Raw genomic sequence first — 22,504 nt, forward strand, 5'->3', positions numbered from 1 at the left:
CCAGAGGATCTAATCCCTTATGCGGATCAAGGCTGACGGCCGTGTGAACGGTACGCCCAAGCGCCTATTCACAACAAACATCTCTTACCGGCGGCCAATGACGCGGTTCCGCGCTTGCAGAGCTTTCCCTTCAAAGCACGTTGTTTTAGGTATCGGGGATGACCCAGACGACCGCGCAAAAACCGGCTCCGGCGGACACCAAAGTCACGCCGATGATGGCCCAGTTCATCGAGATCAAAACCGCCAACCCGGATAGTCTTTTATTCTATCGGATGGGCGATTTTTATGAGCTTTTTTTTGAAGATGCTGAAATCGCATCGCGGGCATTGGGCATCACGCTGACCAAACGCGGCAAGCATCAGGGCGAAGATATCCCGATGTGCGGCGTTCCAGTCCATGCCGCCGATGATTATTTGCAAAAGCTGATCGCGCTGGGCCATCGCGTCTCCGTTTGCGAACAGACCGAAGATCCAGCGGAAGCCAAAAAACGCGGCTCGAAATCCGTTGTCCGGCGCGATGTGGTGCGTCTGGTCACGCCCGGCACGTTGACGGAAGAGCGGCTTCTGGATGCCGGGGCCAACAATTACCTGATGGCACTCACCCGGTTGAAGGGCGGCTCGCTCGCGGGCGATGCGGTCTATGGTCTTGCCTGGATCGACATGTCGACCGGGTCGTTTCAGGTCTCCGAAACCGATCACCAGCGCCTTGCGGCCGATCTTGCACAAGTTGCCCCGCGAGAATTGATCCTTGCGGACAACCTCTTGCAGGAGCAAGATGTTCGCCAGCTTGCCGAGCTCTCGGGCGGCGCGCTGTCGCCCGTGCCACGAGCTTTTTTCGACGGATCGACGGCCGCCGACCGGCTGGCGCATTATTTTGGCGTCAAAACCCTCGACGGGTTCGGTACCTTCAGCCGGGCCGAACTTTCAGCGGCTGCGGGTATTCTCTCCTACATCGAAAAAACACAGCTCGGCGAACGCCCGCCGCTCGATCCGCCGGTGCGCGAGGCCGGTGCCGGACGGATGCTCATCGATCCGGCGACCCGCGCCAACCTCGAACTCTCCCGCACACTGTCTGGTGAAAAGCAGGGATCGCTGCTGTCCACCATCGACCGGACCGTTACTGGCGGTGGGTCCCGCCTTTTGGCGAGCCGGTTGGCCGGACCGCTGATCAATGTCGATGCCATTCAGCGGCGCCATGATGCGGTGGCGTTCTTCCTCGACAATGAAATCATGCGTGAGGGCCTGCGCCAAACCTTGAAGGGCGTGCCGGACATGGCCCGCGCCTTGTCCCGGATTGCGCTGAACCGGGGCGGCCCGCGCGATATCCTGTCGATCGCGCAAGGGTTGGCGGCAGCGCGCGCCGTTTTGGACCAGACCGGCGCAACCCCGTCAACTATCCCGGCGGAAATCGCCGCGGCCCGGTCCAGTCTTGAACAGGCTCCGCACGAGCTTGGCGACGAGCTGGTGGCGGCCCTCAAGGAAGAGCCGCCGCTTTTGAAACGCGACGGTAACTTCGTTGCGGCCGGTTACAACGCCGACCTCGATGAATTGCGGGCGCTGCGCGATGAAAGCCGAAAGGTGATTGCCAAACTGCAGGCCGACTATGCGGAAGAGCTCGGCCTGCGTTCTTTAAAGATTAAGCACAACAACGTGCTCGGCTGGTTCATCGAAGCCCCGACCGCGCAGACCGAGAAGCTGACGGCAGATCCCGGCCGCTTCATCCACCGGCAGACCATGGCAGGCGCCATGCGCTTCACCACAACGGAGCTGGCGGATCTGGAGTCAAAAATCGCCAGTGCCGGGGAGCGGTCCCTCGCAATCGAGCTGGAAATCTTCGACCGGCTGTCCCAGGCGATCATCGATGCAGGCGATGCGATCAAGGCCGCCGCGCAGGGTCTCAGCATTCTGGATGTGTCGGCTGCTTTGGCAAAACTCGCCCAGGACGAAAACTATGCCCGTCCGCTTGTCGATGACAGCCGCGCCTTTGACATCAAAGCCGCGCGCCACCCGGTGGTCGAGGTCGCTTTGAAAAAAGCGGGCGGCGAAAGCTTCGTTGCCAATGACGCCAATCTCGGGCCGGAAGCGGGCGAAGACATCGGCCATATCTGGCTGATCACCGGTCCGAACATGGCCGGTAAATCGACCTTTCTGCGCCAGAACGCGCTGATCGCCGTGCTTGCCCAGATGGGGTCCTTTGTTCCGGCGGCCTCGGCACATATCGGCATTGTCGACCGGCTGTTTTCCCGTGTCGGCGCGGCGGACGATCTGGCACGCGGGCGCTCGACCTTCATGGTCGAGATGGTGGAGACCGCCGCGATCCTAAATCAGGCGGGCGACCGCTCACTGGTGATCCTCGATGAAATTGGCCGCGGCACGGCGACCTTCGACGGGCTTTCCATCGCCTGGGCGACCATCGAACACCTGCATGAGGTCAACAAATCCCGGGCGCTGTTCGCGACCCACTATCACGAACTCACCGCGCTTTCGGCCAAACTGGAGCGGCTGTCGAACGCCACAGTGTCGGTGAAGGAATGGAACGGCGAGGTGATCTTCCTGCACGAGATCGTGCCGGGCGCCGCCGACCGGTCCTACGGCATTCAGGTCGCCAAGCTCGCCGGTCTTCCGGCAACGGTGGTTGAGCGCTCCAAGCAGGTTCTCTCGCAGCTGGAAGAACAGGACCGCAACGCACCGTCTCAAAATCTGATCGACGAGCTGCCGCTCTTTGCAACCCTCGCCCCACCGCCCAGCGCCCCGGCCACCACGCAAGAGGCCGATCCGATCCATGAAGCGCTCGGAGCGTTCGACCCCGACGACATGACCCCCCGCGAGGCTTTGGAAGCGCTTTACAAACTGAAGGGATTGCAGGTCAAAGAGGGGTAGGTGTGAATGTGCCCGCGGCAATCCTCAAGACACAGGATTCACCCCCATCACCTCCATCCGTCATTGCCGGACGTGATCCGGCAATCCATGCCGTTTCGTGGCCATCCGATCAGCCGCGCTTGTGGCAAGGCCACGGCATGGATTACCCGGTCAAGCCGGGTAATGACGACGGAGAGAGAGGCACGGCACGAACCTTTACAGCTGCATCTCTGGTAGAGTTGCATCCATAAACTCTACTTTTGCGATTTCCTATTATTTTTAAGGAAAGCACCAGACCTAACCATGACGAAACACAGCGAAGCTGACAACTGCATCTGGATGGTCGAAGGCCATGCTAATTTACATACGAATGGAAGAGCTTGGCGCTCCGCGGCCTATTTCGAAAACAATGAAAACGAGCCGGAAGACATCTTAAAGTCGATGCGGCAGTTCAGTGTCGGCTGGCCTTTGCCGCAAGATCGCTTTCCTGCAGATAATTATCCCATGCTTGGCAGCTATCCTGCGGCCGACGAACAACCCGTGCCACAAATCTTTACAAACGGCTTTACTTTTCTCTCCAAAGAAAGCGCTGAGGTCGTGAGCCAATTCGATTTGGGCAAGGGCGCGCTCTATCCCACCCGGCTTTGGCACTCCGACCGGGTCACGCCCATGCCCGGGAAATTTTTCTATCTGAATGTCGCGAGTAAAAAAGATGCGTTCTTGCCCGAGCAATCGCTAGAGGTCAAAGACATTGGTTACGGTGAATGGCAGGTTCCGCGCCTAGCACAGAATCTCAAACTTAAGGTTTCAGCAAGCGCCCTACAGGGGGCAGACCTTTGGTTCGAGAGTAAAATCATCACAAACTTTTTCATCAGCGATCGGCTTAAACAGGCTCTGGAGGCCCGCAAGCTGTCCAAGGACTGGATGCTCACCCGGTGTTCGGTTGCCGTTGATTGAGCACGTAGTTGCAATACACGCGGATGTCATCCCCGGCGCAGTGTAACGAAGACCGGGGATCCACTCGTTTGCAGAGCGCCCTTGAATTGCACTCAAAATCTGCGGCAGGTGGAAAAGCGAGTAGATCCCCGCTAGGGGGCGGGGATGACCACTGAATAAATGTCATGGACCGTGGCTGATCCGGTGGGTATGGCGGAAATATCGCAGACCGGTCAAATGCAACAGGCGTCCTACCCCGCCTGAACCGCCGACATAATCTCGGCCAGAGCCTCTTCGTGGATCGGGACGCCGTCTTCGCCCAGAGCCTCAAGTAAAGTCCAGTCGCCATTGCCGGAAACGGCAAGGCAGAGGGTGGCCGCCGGGTGGCCGTCCCAGTGATAAAAATAAAGATCTCCCGCCAGAACGTCCGGGACATACCGCGCGATGCCATTGCGCATGCGCCTGTTTTCTTCCTCGATCGCGGGGAGCGTTTGCAGTGGAGACAATAGGGAGGTTGCCGGAATGGGCGGCGGGGGAACCTCCCGGCTTCGGCCCGCCAGCATTGTCCAGTGCGCCAGCCACCACTGCAGTTTCTGGGGCGAGGCAATCAGTTTCAGCGCCTTCAAGGCACCGGCACGCTCAGCCTCGGTCAGGTTTCTTAAACCCGACTGGACGATATGCAGAATGCGGGCGAAGGAGAGACCCTGGTCCAGAAGCGCGCGGATCTGCAGCGTCTCCGGCCAATCGGTTTGTTTCAGGACCCTGTCGGTCATCTCGTCCTTCATCCGAACAAGATCTTTCAAGTCCAGGGTATCGCTTTTCTGATTGAGTGCTGCCTTGAGGGCCCGGTGTTCCAGAATGCCGGAGCCAGGCGGAACCTGTTCCAGAAGCGCAAGAAGAGACGGTTCCGGCGTTTGACCAAGATAGCGGGTCAGCACGACTTCACGTGTCGTTTCGTTAAGGGCTGTGGCGAGTTGCTGGCGTTGTTGCGGGCGCGTACGGCCTGCGGCGCAAAAGAGTTCGAGCGTCAGGGATAACGTTCCGAGCCGTCCCAGCCCGGTTTGCTGATGGACCTTGCGCCACAGGCCCGGTGCCCGGCGGAAGAGATCCAGGAGCAGCCATTGCTGGGCCCCGAACGGCGCGGCGAGCTTTGTCAGGCTCAGCGGCAGCGTCGCAATGTAATCCTGAAACGCCTTGTCCACGCCCGGTCCGGCCGCAATTCCGGTTCCAAGGGTCTTGGGATGATGGGAGAGGACGCTTTTGAGCTCTGCATTGCGACCATAATCCTGAGCATCGAAAACCGGCCAGTCGGGCAGGAAGTCTTCCGGTTCCCGGTTCTGGCGCTGGACCTTGCAGCCAAACGGCTGGTCCCAATAAGTGTAGATGACCGCATTTTCGCCCGACCGTTCCGCCAAGCCTTCGCTAATCCAGTCGTAACTTGCATAGGTGGGCGGAAGCGCCCGGTCCGGTTTTTCATCCAACGCGAGCTGTTGCTGCTGGCCCGCCAAGTTGTCCATCATGGCCATGTTGCTCTCTCAAGCGCGTCTGCACAGATGAAAACCTTGCGGAACCCTTCAAAAAACGGCAACGGACCGGCCGATCTCGTTTTCCGATATGCACAGGGCACCTGACGACTGGGCAAAATTTGCCGACTGCTTATGGGAACTCTTTGTTGGGCACCTCCAAGCCGGCATTGAACCAAAATTGTATTTTGCCTGATGACACCCCAGACGTGCCGGGGTACGGTTTCAGCATCTTTTCAGATGCCTGACCCTCCCAAAGGCGATTTCGTGTCCAGTTCCAGATTTTTGCCGCGGCAAGCAATGCTGATCATCGCGCTGCAGCTCACCAACAGCATGTGTGTGTCGTCGCTCGTCCCAATGATGGGGTATTTCATCGTCGATGGGCTGGGCGCTGACCCATGGCAGATCGGGCTCTACACCGGCCTTGTCGCTCCGCTGACGTTGCTGACCAACAGATGGGCCGGGGAACGGCTGGACCGAGGAGTGTTGGTCCGTCCGCAGCTTTTGATTGCCGTGATCGCCTTCCTTGCCGTTGCCGGCCTCCTCACACAAACTACAGAACTCTGGCTTTTGCTGGCACTCGTCGCCCCCTTGATGAGCCTTTCCAACATGGGCTCGGGGATCGTCTTCACCTATGGCCGCCTCTATGCAGATCAGGCCGGTCTTGATATCGGCCGGATGAATTCCTGGCTACGCATGTCGGTTTCACTTGCCTGGATGATAGGCCCGGCAGCCGCGTTTTCCATCGCAGCACAATTCGGCTTTCAGGCTGCGTTTATCAGCGCCTTTGGGCTCGGTCTGGTGTATCTTGTTTTGTGGCATGTCGTGATGCCGCAAGGCTTTCGCGCGCCGCCCAAAGACACGTCATCTGCCGACAAGAACCCCATCAACTGGGGGCTCATAACAGCCGGACTGATCTGCCTCACATTCGTCATCACCAATTCCCTGTTTGTCTCAGTGATGCCGCTTTACTTCATCGATCAAGTCGGCCTGCCGGGGTTCACACCCGGTCTGTCACTGTCGGTGAAATGCCTTCTGGAGGTCATCATCATCCTGGCATCCGTCCGTTTGGCAGAACGATTGGGTGTGCGCACAATCCTGCTCTTTTCAGCAGGTCTTGCAGTCATCGACATGTTGTTGTTCGCGCAGCTGAGTGAAGTCTGGCAGGTCGCTGCGGTCGCTGTGTTGGAAGGCATTCATTACGGCCTCTTCGCCGGAGTGGCGATTACATTCGTGCAGAGTTTTGCCCCTGACCGGCCGGGGCGGGCGACAGCTGTTTACATGAACAGCCTGTTCCTGGGCGGTATGATCGGCAGCGTTTCAATGGGCTTTATTGCGTCGGCTGCCGACTACCGCGCGGTGCTGTATGTCGCATCGGCAGTGTCTTTGGTAGGTACAGCCGTTCTGCTCGCCACCGCCCGGTTGAGGCCCGCTCCGGAAACAAGGCCGGTTTGAAGGATCCTCTAAACGCCGCCTGCTTTTGCTGTGGCAAGAGCATTTGTCATGGCACCGGCAAAACTCGTGCGGTCCTCCGGATTCAGGAAATTGCCGAGGTCCACGGTCTCACCGCGGCTTGTAAGCGAGATCTTGGTCACACCCTCATCTTCTATTTTATCGACGGATAACCGCACCCACATGGGATTAAACCGGTATTCAAGGTTCCGTTTGCCCGGGCCAACCTTGCGAACAAGGATTTCATGACGGGACAGGCGAATTTCTTCAAACTGCCGCGCCGAGGCGTAATTCAAACGGAACGCCAGCCAGATCAGCGCCATGTCGAGGCCAAAGAACCCAAACACCGGCCAGGCCCCAATGCTCCAGAACACAGCACCGGCAACAAAACTGATAAGGCCCAAACAGAGCATGAGGATCAGGAACCCGTTCGGACCAAGCGACCGGTAGGGCGTCAGAACAGCTGTAAAAAACGGCCGGTCTTCGCTTTCCGTATTGTCAAAACGGTTCTGATCTGAATTGTTCCCGCTCATGGGAGAGGATTATAGAGGGAAGATGACGCAAGCAAAGAGCCCAGCCACCGGCAAAGCGGCGAAACGATCTGTCAAATCGGCGCAGGTCCGGAAGAAAGCTCCGTCGGTCGATAATCCGGGCAAAGTCCTGAAGCGGTCCCGCTATACGAAATCGGAGACCTACGAGATTTTTCAGCGGTTCCACGCAGACAATCCGGAGCCGGAGGGGGAACTCGATTACATCAATGCCTATACCTTGCTGGTCGCGGTCCTCTTGTCTGCGCAAGCAACGGATGTGGGCGTCAACCGCGCGACAAAACATCTGTTTCAGATCGCGGATACGCCGGAAAAGATGGTTGCGCTGGGCGAAGACAAGGTGCGCGAGGAAATCCGCACCATCGGCCTTTTCAAGACCAAGGCCAAAAACGTCATCTTGATGTCTGAACAGCTGATCCGCGATCACGGCGGAGACGTTCCGGAAGATCGGGAAGCGCTGGAAAAACTCCCGGGTGTTGGCCGGAAAACAGCCAATGTTGTGCTCAATATCTTTTTCGGCCATCCGACAATCGCGGTCGACACGCATTTGTTCCGGCTCGGGAACCGTATCGGCATAGCCCCAGGTAAGACTCCGCTTGATGTCGAAAAGTCGATGGAAAAGGCGGTGCCGAAGGAGTTCTCGCTCCACGCCCACCACTGGCTGATCCTTCACGGACGGTATATCTGCAAGGCGCGCAAGCCAGAGTGCAAGCGCTGCGTGATCTATGATCTTTGCAAAAGCCCGGAAAAAGAAAAGGTCGACGCCGTGCCGGATATCGCGGTCCGGGCCAAAGCCATCATCGAGCGCGAAAAGGCCAGTTCATGCTGAAACCAGATGGCATGCCGCAAAGCCCAAGACTTCATTTTCGATTGCCGGAACTTTCTGACGCCGCGTTTTATCAATCGCTGATGAGTGACCCGGATTACATTCGTTTCATCGCTGACCGCGGTATCACGGACTTGGACGCCGCGCGCGCTTACATCGATGAAAGAGTGCTGCCGGGTTTTGACGAAAACGAAGGTGTCGGGCTTTGGATCGTCGAAGAGAAAGATAGCCATGCACCGGTTGGTCTGTGCGGCCTTGTTGTGCGGGACGGGTTGGAGATGCCGGATCTCGGCTATGCGTTCCACAAAGACCATCGAGGCAAGGGCTATGCGCTTGAAGCCGCCGAGGCCGTTGTCGGGTTTGCCCGATCTAAGCTCGGGTTATCACAGCTCTGCGCAATCACGCATCCGGAAAACGCGCGGTCTTCCGCTCTTTTGATGAAAATCGGATTTCAGCCAAACGGCCAAAAGTCGCTGCCTAAGATCGAAGGGATTGCTGACTACTTCGTCGCTGAACTTTGAAAGCTGGATAACTTAGGACTTTTTCCGTAAGCGCACGACCACATCGACGTGAACGACTTCCATCCCTTCCGGGATGTCAGGGAGTTCGCCAATGCCAACACCTTCACCTGGGATGTCGATCACCTTGTTCTCGCCTTCGATGAAGAAGTGATGGTGATCGGAGACTTTGGTGTCGAAATAGGTCTTGTTGCCCTCAATCGCAACTTCCCGCAGAAGGCCAGCTTCTGTGAACTGATGCAACGTGTTGTAAACCGTTGCCAGGGAAACCGGAACGTCAGCAGCAACAGCTTCTTCGTGCAGGAGTTCAGCAGACAGGTGCCGGTCGCCCTTGGAGTACAGAAGCTCGGCCAGGGAGACACGTTGGCGGGTCGGCCGCAGGCCTGCGTTCCGCAGCATGTCGGTCACGTCTTTCCCGGCTGTTTCAGTCACCATCTCTATTGCCATTCAGATCCGGTCCAAGTCTTTCTTGCCATTTCACAGCGCATCAAATCCGCGCCGTCAAGCTGTTCCAAGCGGGCCAAAAACCCAAGCACTGGCCTATATCTGCCATTTCTTGCACCTTATATGCAAGTTTTTAACGCAGAGCTACTTTCTCCGCTGCCTATAAAATTCGTGCAGCGCAGCATTCAATAAGTTCGAAAAACCGCAGAAAAAGGGGCAAACTTCACGCTTACGACATCTTTCGGTCATGGTTCCCCTGTGTTAGGAAGGCGCCACAATCGAAACGAAAACAAACCCATAACAAGGCTCTCTCCTAAAAGAGCCTTGGCCAAAAAGACGGAAAGTGAATGACCGAGCGCCGCTCCAGCTACGACTACGAAGCTCTTCTCGCCTGCGGCCGCGGCGAGCTGTTTGGCCCCGGCAATGCACAATTGCCTCTCCCCCCGATGTTGATGTTCGACCGTATTACGGAGATTTCCGAGACCGGCGGTGAATATGATAAGGGCTACGTCCGGGCGGAATTCGATATCAAGCCGGATCTGTGGTTCTTTCCGTGCCACTTCCAAGGCAATCCAATCATGCCGGGTTGTCTGGGCCTCGACGCCCTGTGGCAGCTAACTGGTTTTCATCTGGGTTGGCAGGGATTGCCGGGCAAAGGCATGGCGCTCTCCACCGGTGAAATCAAGTTCAAGGGCATGGTCACACCGGAAACAAAGCTCGTGGAATATGGCGTTGATTTCAAACGTGTCATGAAAGGCCGGTTGGTCCTGGGCATTGCCGACGGCTGGCTGAAAGCTGACGGCGAGCAAATCTACAAGGCAAAAGATCTGCGCGTGGGCCTGTCCACCGCCTAAACTCCGGTTCTGCGGAGCCAGAAAAGTTCAAGCCGGCGCTCCTTAAAAGGGACGCGCCGGTTCATCCATTCTAAGGGCCGGACCAAAGAGTCGAAACAAAGCCCATCGAAACGTTAGGAGACCGCAATGAGACGCGTTGTCGTCACCGGGATCGGAATCGTGTCATCCATCGGTTCCAATGCACAAGAAGTTCTGGCAAGCCTCCGGGAAGGAAAATCCGGGATCAGCTTCGCCCCCGACTATGCAGAGCACGGCTTCCGCAGTCAGGTCCATGGTATGCCGAACGTCGACATTCCCGAGCTGATCGACAAGCGCCAGCTGCGGTTCATGGGTGACGGCGCAGCTTACAACTACATCTCCATGCAGCAGGCAATTGCGGACAGCGGGTTGGAAGACAGTGATGTTTCCAACGAACGCACAGGCCTGATCATGGGCTCCGGCGGTCCGTCCACGAAGAACCTGTTTCAGGCGCACAAGATTGTCATCGAAAAAGGTTCTCCGAAGCGCATGGGCCCATTCATGGTGACCCGCGGGATGAGCTCAACCAACTCCGCCTGTCTTGCGACCCCGTTCAAGATCAAGGGCATCAACTATTCCATCACCTCGGCCTGTTCGACGTCCGCGCACTGCATCGGTGCTGCAACGGAACAGATCCAGTTCGGCAAACAGGACGTGATGTTTGCAGGCGGCGGCGAGGAACTCGACTGGACCCTGTCCTGCCTTTTCGACGCAATGGGCGCCATGTCCTCCAAATACAACGACACACCGGAAACGGCCTCGCGCGCTTATGATGCGACCCGCGACGGTTTTGTCATTGCCGGCGGCGGCGGTGTCGTCGTTCTGGAAGAACTGGAACACGCCAAGGCCCGTGGCGCGAAAATCTACGCAGAAGTCACTGGTTACGCAGCCAACTCCGACGGTTACGACATGGTGGCCCCATCGGGTGAGGGCGGTGAGCGCTGCATGCGGATCGCAACGAGCACGCTGGGCGACCGCAAGGTTGACTACATCAACTCTCATGGCACCTCGACACCGGTCGGTGATGTCGGTGAGATCGAGGCAATCCGCCGCGTCTTTGGTGAAAACCAACCGCCGGTTTCTTCGACCAAGTCCCTGACTGGTCACAGCCTCGGCGCGACTGGTGTTCAGGAATCGATCTACTGCCTGCTCATGATGCAGAACGACTTCATCACGGCATCCGCCAACGTCAACGAACTCGACCCGGCCCTGAAGCCGGAAGAAATCGTGACGACCCGCGTGGACAATGCCGGTCTCGATACGGTCCTGTCCAACAGCTTCGGCTTCGGCGGCACCAACGCATCGCTCGCGATGTCGCGTTATCACGGCTGAGGAGCGGTACATGTCTGATTTGATGAAGGGCAAACGCGGCCTGATCATGGGCGTTGCCAACGATCACTCCATTGCCTGGGGTATTGCCAAGACGCTGGCGGAACATGGCGCAGAGCTCGCGTTCACCTATCAAGGTGAAGCTTTTGGCCGGCGCACAAAGCCGCTTGCTGAAAGCGTTGGCTCCACCTTGATGCTTCCGTGCGATGTGGAAGACATCGACAGCGTGGACGCAGTCTTTGCCAAGCTTAAGGAAGAATGGGGCTCCATAGACTTCCTGGTCCACGCGATCGGCTTTTCCGACAAGAACGAGCTAAAGGGCAAATACGCTGACACCACCCGGGACAATTTCTCCCGAACCATGGTGATCTCCTGCTTCTCCTTCACCGAAATCACGAAGCGCGCAGCAGACCTGATGCCGAATGGCGGGTCCATCGTCACCCTGACCTATGGCGGTGCCACAAAGGTGATGCCGAACTACAACGTCATGGGAGTAGCCAAGGCTGCTTTGGAATCTTCCGTTCGCTACCTTGCGGCCGACTACGGACCTCAGAACATCCGCGTCAATGCCATTTCTGCCGGTCCTGTCCGGACCCTGGCAGGCTCTGGTGTGTCCGATGCCCGTCTGATGTTCAATTTCCAGAAGCGCAATTCTCCGCTGCAGCGGACTGTGTCTCTCGACGAAATCGGCGGCACCGGTCTCTACCTTCTGTCGGATCTTTCCGGGGGTGTGACCGGTGAAGTCCACTTCGTCGACAGCGGCTACAACATCATGTCGATGCCGCGTCTGGACGAGCTGAAAGTTCAGGAAAGCCGCGCCGACTGATTCGCACGCGCTCCAAAACAACAAAAGGCGGCCAATGGGCCTCCTTTTTTATTGCCAAATTAGCAGCAATTCAGTCCTCGATCAGTTCATCCGGATAAACACCGAACAAGCGGGTTTGATCGAGCCAGCCGTTGAACTCTTCACCGCTTACGCGGCACCAGCCGCCGGCACATTCACCGACAGCCGCCAGAACAAACGGTTCCAGTTCGGCAACGATGTCGGCATCAGACTGTGAGCGGGCACGCAGTGGTGTGCGGTTGTCCTTTTCCCATGGTGTCACGAGAGCCGTACGTCGCCCGGACAGCAGAGAGTGGAACACCCAGCCCTGTTTGCCTTCCCAGTCGCGGATGCGCCGCCAGTTTTCAAATTCCTGAATGATTTCCACGGGCAGGCCGGACTGAACGAAAGTCCACGCGATGTCATGTTCGCGGGATGGGCCGAGGCGGACATTCACCCGGTCAGACTTCAAACTGACAAAGCGGGGAACGGGCAATCCGGTTGCGCCTGTGGTTGTGCCTTGAGCAAAGGCAGGCGGTGCCACTGACGTGCCACCGGTCATCACCCCAAAAGTAAGCAGGAAAAACGCAATCGCGATCGAACGGGCCATATTGTCGGTAAGTCCAATTGTTATCGAACGGTTGTTTAAGGCACACCACTACAGAAAAGTGGACGCGAAAACCAGTAGGCCGGAATCAGCTTATCTGTTTGGCTGAGGAATGCACCCAATCCCTTGTTTCTGACGGATCATCTGGTAAGGAAAAGGGAGTGGTGTCATCCGCTTGCGCTCCGCGTAGCGTCAAGGTGAATCCGTTGGGGTTAAGGATTCCTCAACGAAGCCCGAAAGGCAGTTAGTATGGCGAAAAAGAAGCCTGTCGTCGTTGTGACCCGGAAACTTCCGGATGTGGTCGAAACCCGGATGCGCGAATTGTTTGAAACGCGCCTCAATGAAAGTGACAGGCCCTTTAGCCAGGCAGAAATTGTGGAAGCCGTGCGGACCGCCGATGTTCTGGTGCCGACGGTCACCGACCGGATCGACTCCTCCGTCCTGTCCCAGGCCGGCGAAAACCTCAAACTGATCGCCAACTTCGGTAATGGTGTCGACAACATCGACGTGGTCACCGCCAACAACCGCGGCATCAATGTCACCAACACACCGGGTGTTCTGACTGAAGACACAGCCGATATGACAATGGCGCTGATGCTCGCCGTGCCGCGCCGCCTGTCGGCCGGGATCCACGCGTTGGAAAGCGGTGATTGGGCCGGTTGGTCGCCAACCTGGATGCTGGGCCACCGGATTTGGGGCAAACGCCTTGGAATCATCGGCATGGGCCGGATCGGTCAGGCTGTTGCCCGCCGCGCCAAGGCGTTCGGCATGTCCATCCATTACCACAACCGCCGCCGTGTTCCGGCAGCTGTTGAGGAAGAGCTTGAGGCAACCTACTGGGAGAGCTTGGACCAGATGCTGGCGCGCATGGATGTCGTTTCGGTTCACTGCCCACACACACCCGGCACGTTCCACTTGCTCTCCGCCCGTCGCCTCAAGCTTTTGAAAAAAGACGCCTATGTGGTGAACACCGCGCGCGGCGAGGTGATCGACGAAAACGCCCTGATCCGGATGCTGGAAGCAGGTGAACTCGCAGGCGCAGGCCTCGATGTGTTCGAACACGAACCCGCGGTCAATCCGAAGCTTATCAAGCTCGATAATGTGGTGCTCTTGCCTCACATGGGCTCGGCCACGATCGAAGGCCGGATCGAAATGGGCGAGAAAGTCATCATCAACATCAAGACGTTCATGGATGGGCACCGCCCGCCGGATCGCGTTCTACCGTCGATGCTCTGAAGTCTTTGATTATATTAAGATAAGCCCCGGCCCAGCGCCGGGGTTTTTTGTTTCGGGATAAGAGAATGCCAAGCTGCTCCGGTTTGAACACCATGAAGTGTCGTCCCAGCCTTGAGCCGGGATCAACTCGCAATCCAAAAAACCGAAGCGGCTGAGTTTCGAACTTGAAAGCTCTGCAAACAAATAGATCCGTATCTCCGCTCCGCTGCGTGCGGGATGACGAACGAGAGACGGGCAGTCGCCTGACAATACGTATCAAGCTTGCGAGTGACCGAGACAGTCGATCTTTTTCGAGATCCCGCTTACCCGCCGTATTTCTTCCAGAGCGCGCCATCGCCCATGCCGTCCATAAAGGCCTTATGAGCGGTGAATTCGTCGTCTTTCAAAAGCGCAGACAAAGGCACCGGACGGGGGCGAGCGTTGAAGGAGCCGAGTTCTCCAGGCTCTGATCCTGCGTCTCCAGACCCTCCAAGGCCATCTTCTTCATCTGGGTCCAGGATCAGCGCACGCTGTTTGCCGCCGATCATCTCCAGATAGACTTCGGCTAGGATTTCCGCATCGAGCAACGCGCCGTGTTTGACACGCTTGGAATTGTCGATGCCATACCTTGAGCAGAGTGCGTCGAGCGAATTTGGGCCAGTGGGGTGCTTGCGCCGGGCGATCTCTAGCGTATCGATTACCTGGGTATTCGGGATGGTGCGCCGGCCAACCTTTTCGAGCTCGAAATTGATGAAGCCCATGTCGAAGGCCGCATTGTGGATCACAAGCGTTGCATCGCCAACAAATTCCAGAAATTCATCTGCGACCTGCTCAAAGAGAGGTTTGTCGGACAAAAACTCTGCCGACAGCCCGTGAACCCGAAAGGCTTCCTCCGGCATGTCACGCTGCGGATTGATATAGACGTGATAGGAGTTTCCCGTGGGAACGTGATTGATCAGTTCCACACCACCGATTTCGACCAAACGGTCTCCACCGCGCGGATTAAGACCCGTGGTTTCCGTATCGAATGAGATTTCGCGCATGGTTCCGCCTGTTTTCCGTCTGTTCCATCTGCGCAAGCAGGTGGCCCTGACGCAAGATCAGCGTCAGGTTTTCCCCGGTCTTCAGCAAGAAGAACAGCCAAAACCCTCAGCCAATTGCGGCGGAGGCTTTCAAGACAGCGGCGACCGACCGGCGTGCAGCGTCCATTCCCAACCCCGTGTCGATCAGAAAATGCGCGCGTTTGCGTTTTTCGGCATCCGGCATTTGTTTTGAAAGGATCGCCTCAAACCGGTCTTCGGTCATTCCCGGCCGGTCTAGGACACGTTTTCTCTGGACATCTGCATCCGCCGTCACTACTACGACACCGTCGACCCGGTTGTCACCACCGGTTTCAAACAACAGCGGAATGTCCAGCACCACCACCCGGTGGCGGTTAGCTTTAGCTTTTTCAAGAAACGTCAGTTCTTCTTCGCGCACCAAGGGGTGAACGATGGCCTCCAACCGCTTCATCGCTGCCGGTTTTCCAAGCACATGCGGGGAAAGCAGGGTTCGATCGACGGTCCCGTCAACCACAGTTCCGGGAAAAGCTGCTTCGATGAGCGGTGCCGCGCGACCCGAATAGAGCGCGTGCACTGTCGCGTCTGAATCGTGGACGGGCACGCCCAGTTCAGCGAACATCTTGGCGGTGGTCGATTTTCCCATACCGATGGAACCGGTCAATCCAAGCTTGATCACGGTGTCACCCCGAGATCGGCAAGAACCAGATCGCGCAATTCCTTATCGACCTCGGGCCGGACGCCAAACCAGCGCTCAAATCCGGGCACTGCCTGATGAAGCAGCATGCCCAGGCCATCAACCGTTTTGTTGCCGCGTTCCGCGGCCTGTTTGAGAAGGTCGGTTTCCAAAGGCGCATAGACGATATCGGTAACAAGCGCGGACACCGGCAACGGATTAAGATCAATTTCCAGCGGTGCTTTCCCCGTCATGCCAAGCGCCGTCGTGTTCACCAGGAGATCCGCTTTTCCAAGAAGTGTCCCCAGTTTGTCCCAAGCATGCGCTGTTGTTTTAGATCCAAATTGATCTTGAAGAGCTTTGGCTTTTTCGAAGGTTCGATTGACAATATGCACCATTGTGAATCCGCGGGAGAGCAGAGCCCATATGATGGCCCGCGCCGCGCCGCCGGCGCCCAGAACGACGGCCGTTCCGCCAGATGCATCCCAACCGGGCGCCAATTGATCCAGATTTCCCAAAAAGCCAAGCCCGTCGGTGTTTGCGCCGCATAATGCCCCGGTCTCATCCAGCCAGAGCGTGTTGGCAGCACCCATCGCTTTGGCGGCATCGTCAAGATGAGTACAGGCTGCAGCGGCAACCTCCTTGTGCGGTACGGTCACGTTCGCGCCGACAAATCCGGAGGTGGCAAACTCCTTATAAAAGGCATCTGCTGTTTCCGGTGTGACCGGCACCCGGCCATACTCTCCATCAAGACCGTGTTTCTTGAGCCAATATCCATGCACGAGCGGAGACCGTGATTGATCGACCGGAAACCCTGTAATCGCGGCTTTTCTAGTGCTTCCACTCATGCCTCGATCACTCCGAGTTCCCGCAGCTGCGCCAATAGCGGCAACATCGGCAAACCAAGGATGGTGAAATAGTCACCATCAATCTTTTCAAAGAGTTGGAGACCCAACCCTTCTAGCTGATAGGCGCCGACACTCGACAAAACGTCGTCGCCCGCTTCAGCCAAATAGTGGCCGACAAATGCCGGCGACAAGGTTCGCATGGTCAAACGCGCCGTCGACACGTGGCGCCAAATCGCTTCACCATCCTTGGAAATTACTACAGCCGACAGGAGTTCATGGGTTTTTCCAGAAAACGCCAGCAATTGCCGGCGGGCCGCTTCCATATCGTCTGGTTTGGTCCGGCGCTCGCCTTCAAACGCAAGGATCTGGTCTGCACCAATCACCAGTTCGCCAGGACGGCGCGCGCTGACGTCATTTGCCTTTGCCTCGGCCAGAACGCTGGCCAAGTCTTCCGGTGGAAACCCGGCTTCAAGGAGCGGAGCCTCTACGGCACGTTCGTCCACATTTGCCGGATCGACATCGATGGTCAGACCCGCATTTCTCATCAGTTCAGCGCGGATCTTGCTGCCGCTTGCCAAAACCAGTGCCATAATATCCTCTTGAAATGAAAAGTCCGGATTACTCCGATACTCCGTTTTCACGTGCTGTCTTGTAGTCTTTGAACAAAGTCAGAATTTCCGCTGCCGTTTCTTCAATCGACCGGCGCGTCACGTCTATCAGCGGCCAATTGTGTTCCGAACACAGGCGCCGGGTCATGTTGATCTCCCGGGAAATCTCTTTCCGATCAACATACTGATCGTTATAACCTTCTGAATTTAATGATAAAACTCTGTTCCGGCGGATCTGTTGGATCCGTTCTGCAGAGGCGATCAATCCCACCACCATCGGGTTCTTCAAGGATTTGACGCTTTCCGGAAGCGGAATGTCCGGAACCAGCGGCACATTTGCCGCCTTGATGCCGCGGTTCGCCAGATAAATGCATGTCGGTGTTTTTGAGGTTCTCGAAATCCCCAGAAGCACGATATCGGCGGACTCCAGATCGTCCCAAATCTGCCCGTCGTCATGCATCATGGTGTAGTTCAGCGCTTCCATCCGGCTGAAATACTCCGCGTCCATTTCATGCTGACCACCGATACGGTGGGTTTGCGTGACATTCAGATAGGATTGAAAGACCGCGAAGACCGGGTCCAGAATATTGACGAAGGGCGTTCCCAATTCACGGCATTTTTGTTCCAGCCTCTGAGCAATTTCCTCGTCCACCAAAGTGTAGAGGACAATTCCCGGCGCTTTTTCGATTTCACTGATCACCCGGTCGAGCTGCTTGTGTGATCGCACCAGCGGGTAAACATGCTCGATTTCCTGGACATTTTCGTACTGAACCGTCGCGGCACGCGCGACCGTCATAAGAGTTTCGCCAGTGGAGTCCGAGACAAGATGCAGATGAAAGTAGTGTCTCGGATTATTCACGGTGTCATCCCCAGGGGTGTTGATGAGTTGGGAGTTGCTGTCATTGCTCTCTGCCTAGCACGGATTTATGCCCGCTCCGCCGATTTTATTAACAATGTCTAAACGCCGGGAAACTGAAACCGGAATGGTTACGAGGTATTGTGGATCAACATGAGGCCTGTGACATTTCGACAGGCTATCCACCAACGCCCAAAATCTTAACGAAAGGTAAACACTTTTCTAAATCGCTGTAATTACCCGCGAAATTTTGTTATCGACTCCTGGGGAGGAGTTAATGCGTGTTTGCTGCCGGATTTTTCCCTAAACAGTTATTGGAGTGACGGATTGTGGATGAAAAAGGATCCCGGTAATCCACGCTCTAATATAAAAAACAGATTCAAATATAGAATCTTATTAGATTTGAAATGTGGGAAAGGCGCGACCGTATGAAGTCCAAAGACAGAGCCGTAATGCGGGTTCTCTCCGGAGAAAAGATCTGGCCACCTCCCATCTGGATGATGCGTCAAGCCGGCCGTTATCTCCCCGAATATCGGGAAGTCAGAGCCAAGGCGAAAAACTTTCTCGACTTCTGCTATTCCCCGGATCTGGCAACCGAGGTCACTCTCCAGCCGATCCGCCGCTATGGCTTTGATGCGAGTATTTTGTTCTCGGACATCTTCGTCGTGCCGGACGCCATCGGATATCCGGTCAGATTTGAAGAAGGACGGGGACCAGTTCTGGAACCTCTGTCATCAGAATTGATCGACCGTCTCGAACAGGATAAGGCCGAGGATCATCTCAAACCGGTCATAGAAACGGTTTCGCGCCTCAGAGCGGATCTGCCTGAAGAAACGACGTTGCTCGGCTTCTGTGGCGCTCCCTGGACAGTTGCCTGTTATTCGGTTGCCGGTCACACGACACAGGATCAGGTGGCTGCCCGTGTTGGTGCTTACAAAGATCCGGATTTGATGCAGCGATTTATCGACGAGCTCATCATTGCGTCGATTGCCTATCTGATCCGCCAATTGGATGCAGGCGCTGATGCGCTTCAAATCTTTGATACCTGGGCTGGTGTTCTGGATGATACCGGGTTTCAGCGGTGGAGTATTGAACCGACGCGCAAGATTGTCGACGGTGTGAAAGCAGCCCGGCCGGATGCCAAGATAATCGGTTTCCCGAAAGCCTCATCCGCTCGTATGGGCGCCTACATCAACGGAACGGGTGTGGATGCGGTTGGCTTCGACTGGACTGCGCCGGACCATTTGGCATTGGAGATCCAGAAACAGGTTCCAATCCAGGGCAATCTGGATCCGATGCGTCTCGTCGCCGGCGGCAAGGCATTGGAAGACGGTGTTCAGCACATCCTGAAGACGTTCGACAAAGGACCGTTCATCTTCAATCTCGGCCACGGTGTGACGCCGGACGCGGATCCGGACAACGTTGCGCGGATGGTTGAGATGGTGAAACAGGGATAATCGATGGATCTTTATCTCTGGGTGAAGTCCCTTCACGTTATTTCCATCATCGCGTGGATGGCCGGTTTGCTTTATCTGCCACGGCTGTTTGTTTACCACGTGGACGCAGAGGTTGGCTCCGTCCAATCGGAAACGTTCAAGGTGATGGAAAGGCGGCTGCTGAAAGCCATCATGACACCGGCCATGATTGCATCATGGGTGTTTGGTCTTTGGACAGCTTACGAATTGAATGCCTGGAGTGATGGCTGGTTTCACGCCAAGCTTCTTCTGGTGTTCATCATGTCCGGGTTTCACGGCCACCTGTCGAAATGCGTGAAGGCGTTTGCCGCGGATCAGAACACCCGGTCCACACGCTATTTCCGGATGATCAATGAGATACCGACGGTAATCATGATCATTGTTGTCATTTTGGTGATTGTGAAACCGTTCTGATTTCCGATTGAAAACTGACGTAAAGAAAGGCGGCCATCCCTTCGAACGCCGCCTTTTTTGGTGCAATGCAACAATACCCAAAGAACCGGCAGAATTCCCGTCTTGCGCTCGCCGACAAAACAACGTATCTTCCAGCAACTTCGATTTGGTGACGCTGCGTAGCTTAACATCCCGCGTTCACCGGCAATCTGGACACAGTTAGACGTCTTTCAGATTTTTCCGGCCCTCCCATCTTCCTGGGTCCGGAACGACCTTCCAAACCAATATCCATATCAACGTTAAGACCCCAAACTCGATGCGGGAAATGAAACTCAAAGACCTAAAAGAAAAAACACCGACCGAGCTCCTGCAAAAAGCGGAAGAGCTTGAAGTCGAAAACGCCAGCACCATGCGCAAGCAGGAGCTGATGTTCGCAATCCTGAAGAACCTTGCTGCTCAAGACGTAGAGATCATCGGCGAAGGTGTTGTTGAAGTCCTGCAAGATGGTTTTGGCTTCCTGCGGTCGCCAGACGCCAACTACCTGCCAGGTCCGGACGACATCTATGTGTCTCCGTCTCAGATCCGGCGGTTCTCACTGCGGACAGGGGACACTGTTGAAGGCCAGATCCGGAGCCCGAAAGAGGGCGAACGGTATTTTGCGCTTTTGAAAGTCAACACGATCAATTTTGAAGACCCGGACAAGGCCCGGCATAAGGTTCACTTTGACAACCTGACGCCGCTCTATCCGGACGAAAAGTTCAAGATGGAGATCGAAGATCCGACGATTAAGGATCTGTCCTCCAGGGTCATCGATCTGGTTGCTCCGCTTGGCAAAGGCCAGCGTGCCTTGATCACGGCGCCGCCGCGGACCGGTAAGACCGTCTTCCTGCAGAACATTGCAAAGTCCATCACCAACAATCATCCGGAATGCTACTTGATCGTTCTTTTGATCGATGAGCGGCCGGAAGAAGTGACTGACATGCAACGGACGGTCGACGGCGAAGTGGTTTCGTCCACATTCGACGAACCGGCTTCCCGCCACGTTCAGGTCGCCGAGATGGTGATTGAGAAGGCAAAGCGTCTCACCGAACATGGCCGTGACGTTGTTATCCTGCTGGATTCCATCACCCGCCTTGGCCGCGCCTACAATACGGTCGTGCCGTCTTCCGGTAAGGTTCTCACCGGTGGTGTCGATGCGAATGCGCTTCAACGTCCGAAACGCTTCTTTGGTGCGGCTCGTAACATTGAAGAGGGTGGTTCACTCACCATCATCGCAACGGCACTGATTGATACCGGCAGCCGGATGGATGAAGTTATCTTCGAAGAGTTCAAGGGTACGGGTAACTCCGAAATCATCCTGGATCGGAAAATCTCCGACAAGCGTGTTTATCCGGCGATCGACATTCAACGGTCCGGTACGCGTAAGGAAGAACTGCTCGTCCCGCCGGAGCGTCTCAAAAAGACATTCGTGCTGCGCCGGATCCTCAATCCGATGGGGACAGTGGACGCGGTCGAATTCCTGCTCGACAAACTGAAGCAGACAAAGTCGAACGACGATTTCTTCGACAGCATGAACACCTGATCGTTTCATCTCACGATCAATGTTATCGGTGGAGGCGTGATCCAGATCGGGTCACGCCTTTACCTTTTGTTAAGACCTGTTTCACGTGAATCCACATTTAGATTCGGACCCGTTTTATGACCCAAGACATTCTTTTGGAAACCGAGCGGCTCATCTGCCGAAGTTGGCAGGATGCCGATCTTGAACCATTCGCTGAGATGTGTGCCGACCCGGAGGTGATGCGGTACTTCCCCGAACCACTCACTCATAATCAAACCGCCGCTTTGATTGATAGGGCGAAGGCTAAGCAAGAACAGGATGGCTTTTGTTTTGTGCCGGTGGAAACAAAGGATACATCTGAGTTTCTTGGGTTCGTTGGGTTGAGTATTCCTGGATACGCCAAGCCACTTCCCTTTGGTCCATGCGTCGAAATTGGCTGGCGTTTGAAACGATCAGCCTGGGGGAAGGGTTACGCGAGTGAAGCCGCAACAGCGTGGATTCGATTCGGCTTTGAAACCATCGGTCTTGAGGAAATTGTGTCCTTCACAGCAGACACCAACACACCGTCTCAAAAGGTCATGGCACGAATTGGTATGAGCCGGGATCCGGCGGATGACTTTCTTCATCCCATGCTTCCAGAAACTCATGCGCTTGCACCACATGTTCTGTATCGGCTGGAGCGCAAGACTTGGGCTAGTGGTCAGATGTGATCAACGCAGCTCAATTATAAACTGGGTTTAGAGATTCACGTGAAACACAGATCTTTAAGGTGGGCGGTTGTTGGAAACCCGATACCGGAATTAGCGGTTCGAAAACTGTTTCACGTGAATCCGAATTGAATCGGGTGCGGATTGTTTTTACCCAAGCTCCGCAATAGCGAGGACGGCGATAAGAGTTTCATAATCTACGTACTCAGTTGCCGATCCTTGTTGACAGGCAAAACCGCTTGATTCACGTGAAACAGGCAAGTCTACTCTTCGCTCAAACGACCCATTTGATCCGGCCATGCAACGTCTCTTGGTTCAAAAACCGGAGAGTTGTTCTACGCTATATGCCGACCGTGGACCAGCGCCGCCAC

At 56.0% G+C, this 22,504-nt stretch carries 22 protein-coding genes; 13 read left to right on the forward strand and 9 right to left on the reverse strand.

The window, feature by feature from the left end:
• Window positions 1-158: 158 nt before the first annotated feature.
• Entirely contained in the window at window positions 159-2,879 is a 2,721-nt protein-coding gene (gene mutS, locus AC0J4F_RS04985) for a DNA mismatch repair protein MutS (RefSeq protein WP_473025601.1), read from the forward strand.
• A gap of 282 nt (window positions 2,880-3,161) precedes the next feature.
• Complete coding sequence (locus AC0J4F_RS04990) at window positions 3,162-3,815, forward strand: hypothetical protein (protein ID WP_473025602.1); 654 nt, start codon at window positions 3,162-3,164, stop codon at window positions 3,813-3,815.
• A gap of 230 nt (window positions 3,816-4,045) precedes the next feature.
• Here the strand turns inward: AC0J4F_RS04990 and AC0J4F_RS04995 are convergent, their stop codons facing one another.
• On the reverse strand, window positions 4,046-5,320 hold the full coding sequence (locus tag AC0J4F_RS04995; protein WP_473025603.1) for a hypothetical protein: 1,275 nt from the start codon (window positions 5,318-5,320) through the stop codon (window positions 4,046-4,048).
• A 264-nt stretch (window positions 5,321-5,584) separates the two neighbouring features.
• On the opposite strand from AC0J4F_RS04995, the gene AC0J4F_RS05000 reads away from it, so the two are divergent.
• Window positions 5,585-6,772, forward strand: coding sequence for an MFS transporter (locus tag AC0J4F_RS05000; protein WP_473025604.1), 1,188 nt, complete (start codon window positions 5,585-5,587; stop codon window positions 6,770-6,772).
• An 8-nt stretch (window positions 6,773-6,780) separates the two neighbouring features.
• On the opposite strand, the gene AC0J4F_RS05005 is transcribed toward AC0J4F_RS05000, so the two are convergent.
• Entirely contained in the window at window positions 6,781-7,302 is a 522-nt protein-coding gene (locus AC0J4F_RS05005) for a DUF2244 domain-containing protein (protein ID WP_133952717.1), read from the reverse strand.
• Window positions 7,303-7,324: 22 nt separating this feature from the next.
• On the opposite strand from AC0J4F_RS05005, the gene nth reads away from it, so the two are divergent.
• Both nth and AC0J4F_RS05015 read left to right on the forward strand, forming a co-directional pair.
• On the forward strand, window positions 7,325-8,146 hold the full coding sequence (nth, locus tag AC0J4F_RS05010) for an endonuclease III (RefSeq protein ID WP_133952718.1): 822 nt from the start codon (window positions 7,325-7,327) through the stop codon (window positions 8,144-8,146).
• Window positions 8,140-8,664 (forward strand): GNAT family N-acetyltransferase, encoded by a 525-nt coding sequence (locus AC0J4F_RS05015; RefSeq protein ID WP_133952719.1) that lies wholly within the window; start codon window positions 8,140-8,142, stop codon window positions 8,662-8,664. The genes nth and AC0J4F_RS05015 overlap by 7 nt, the downstream gene beginning before the upstream one ends.
• Before the next feature lie 12 nt (window positions 8,665-8,676).
• Here AC0J4F_RS05015 and irrA read toward each other — a convergent pair whose 3' ends face one another.
• Entirely contained in the window at window positions 8,677-9,108 is a 432-nt protein-coding gene (gene irrA, locus AC0J4F_RS05020) for an iron response transcriptional regulator IrrA (protein ID WP_133952720.1), read from the reverse strand.
• A 344-nt stretch (window positions 9,109-9,452) separates the two neighbouring features.
• Here irrA and fabA point away from each other — a divergent pair, with 344 nt between their 5' ends.
• From fabA to fabI, 3 genes are all read left to right on the forward strand, one after another.
• Window positions 9,453-9,959: a 3-hydroxyacyl-[acyl-carrier-protein] dehydratase FabA gene (gene fabA, locus AC0J4F_RS05025; RefSeq protein ID WP_133952721.1), complete on the forward strand. Its 507-nt coding sequence runs from the start codon at window positions 9,453-9,455 to the stop codon at window positions 9,957-9,959.
• A gap of 126 nt (window positions 9,960-10,085) precedes the next feature.
• Entirely contained in the window at window positions 10,086-11,309 is a 1,224-nt protein-coding gene (fabB, locus tag AC0J4F_RS05030; RefSeq protein ID WP_473025606.1) for a beta-ketoacyl-ACP synthase I, read from the forward strand.
• Between the two features lie 10 nt (window positions 11,310-11,319).
• Window positions 11,320-12,132 carry an enoyl-ACP reductase FabI gene (gene fabI / locus AC0J4F_RS05035; protein WP_209180628.1) on the forward strand — a complete coding sequence of 271 codons (813 nt, stop codon included), beginning with the start codon at window positions 11,320-11,322 and terminating at the stop codon, window positions 12,130-12,132.
• Window positions 12,133-12,202: 70 nt separating this feature from the next.
• Here the strand turns inward: fabI and AC0J4F_RS05040 are convergent, their stop codons facing one another.
• Window positions 12,203-12,691, reverse strand: a complete 489-nt coding sequence (locus AC0J4F_RS05040) for an SH3 domain-containing protein (RefSeq protein ID WP_133952853.1) — start codon at window positions 12,689-12,691, stop codon at window positions 12,203-12,205.
• A 294-nt stretch (window positions 12,692-12,985) separates the two neighbouring features.
• Between AC0J4F_RS05040 and AC0J4F_RS05045 the strand changes: the two genes are divergently transcribed.
• Entirely contained in the window at window positions 12,986-13,972 is a 987-nt protein-coding gene (locus AC0J4F_RS05045; RefSeq protein WP_133952724.1) for a 2-hydroxyacid dehydrogenase, read from the forward strand.
• A 302-nt stretch (window positions 13,973-14,274) separates the two neighbouring features.
• Here the strand turns inward: AC0J4F_RS05045 and dnaQ are convergent, their stop codons facing one another.
• The 5 genes from dnaQ to AC0J4F_RS05070 form a co-directional block, all read right to left on the reverse strand.
• On the reverse strand, window positions 14,275-14,994 hold the full coding sequence (gene dnaQ / locus AC0J4F_RS05050; protein WP_133952725.1) for a DNA polymerase III subunit epsilon: 720 nt from the start codon (window positions 14,992-14,994) through the stop codon (window positions 14,275-14,277).
• Between the two features lie 106 nt (window positions 14,995-15,100).
• Entirely contained in the window at window positions 15,101-15,688 is a 588-nt protein-coding gene (gene coaE, locus AC0J4F_RS05055; RefSeq protein ID WP_473025607.1) for a dephospho-CoA kinase, read from the reverse strand.
• A complete protein-coding gene (locus AC0J4F_RS05060) occupies window positions 15,685-16,533 on the reverse strand; it encodes a shikimate dehydrogenase (RefSeq protein WP_473025608.1) in 849 nt (282 codons plus the stop codon). The genes coaE and AC0J4F_RS05060 overlap by 4 nt, the downstream gene beginning before the upstream one ends.
• The gene (locus AC0J4F_RS05065; protein ID WP_473025609.1) at window positions 16,530-17,123 is read right to left on the reverse strand and encodes a Maf-like protein; all 594 of its coding nucleotides are present in this window, start codon (window positions 17,121-17,123) and stop codon (window positions 16,530-16,532) included. Before AC0J4F_RS05065 ends, AC0J4F_RS05060 begins: the two co-directional genes overlap by 4 nt.
• A 28-nt stretch (window positions 17,124-17,151) precedes the next feature.
• Complete coding sequence (locus AC0J4F_RS05070) at window positions 17,152-17,937, reverse strand: pyruvate, water dikinase regulatory protein (protein WP_428529543.1); 786 nt, start codon at window positions 17,935-17,937, stop codon at window positions 17,152-17,154.
• 488 nt (window positions 17,938-18,425) lie between these two features.
• Here AC0J4F_RS05070 and hemE point away from each other — a divergent pair, with 488 nt between their 5' ends.
• From hemE to AC0J4F_RS05090, 4 genes are all read left to right on the forward strand, one after another.
• A complete protein-coding gene (gene hemE, locus AC0J4F_RS05075) occupies window positions 18,426-19,454 on the forward strand; it encodes a uroporphyrinogen decarboxylase (RefSeq protein ID WP_166672848.1) in 1,029 nt (342 codons plus the stop codon).
• 3 nt (window positions 19,455-19,457) lie between these two features.
• Window positions 19,458-19,886, forward strand: a complete 429-nt coding sequence (gene hemJ / locus AC0J4F_RS05080; RefSeq protein ID WP_008195943.1) for a protoporphyrinogen oxidase HemJ — start codon at window positions 19,458-19,460, stop codon at window positions 19,884-19,886.
• Between the two features lie 295 nt (window positions 19,887-20,181).
• Window positions 20,182-21,447 carry a transcription termination factor Rho gene (rho, locus tag AC0J4F_RS05085; protein ID WP_133952729.1) on the forward strand — a complete coding sequence of 422 codons (1,266 nt, stop codon included), beginning with the start codon at window positions 20,182-20,184 and terminating at the stop codon, window positions 21,445-21,447.
• Between the two features lie 134 nt (window positions 21,448-21,581).
• Window positions 21,582-22,136: a GNAT family N-acetyltransferase gene (locus AC0J4F_RS05090; protein WP_473025610.1), complete on the forward strand. Its 555-nt coding sequence runs from the start codon at window positions 21,582-21,584 to the stop codon at window positions 22,134-22,136.
• Window positions 22,137-22,504 lie beyond the last annotated feature (368 nt).

It is taken from the genome of Roseibium sp. R5 (assembly GCF_055755305.1).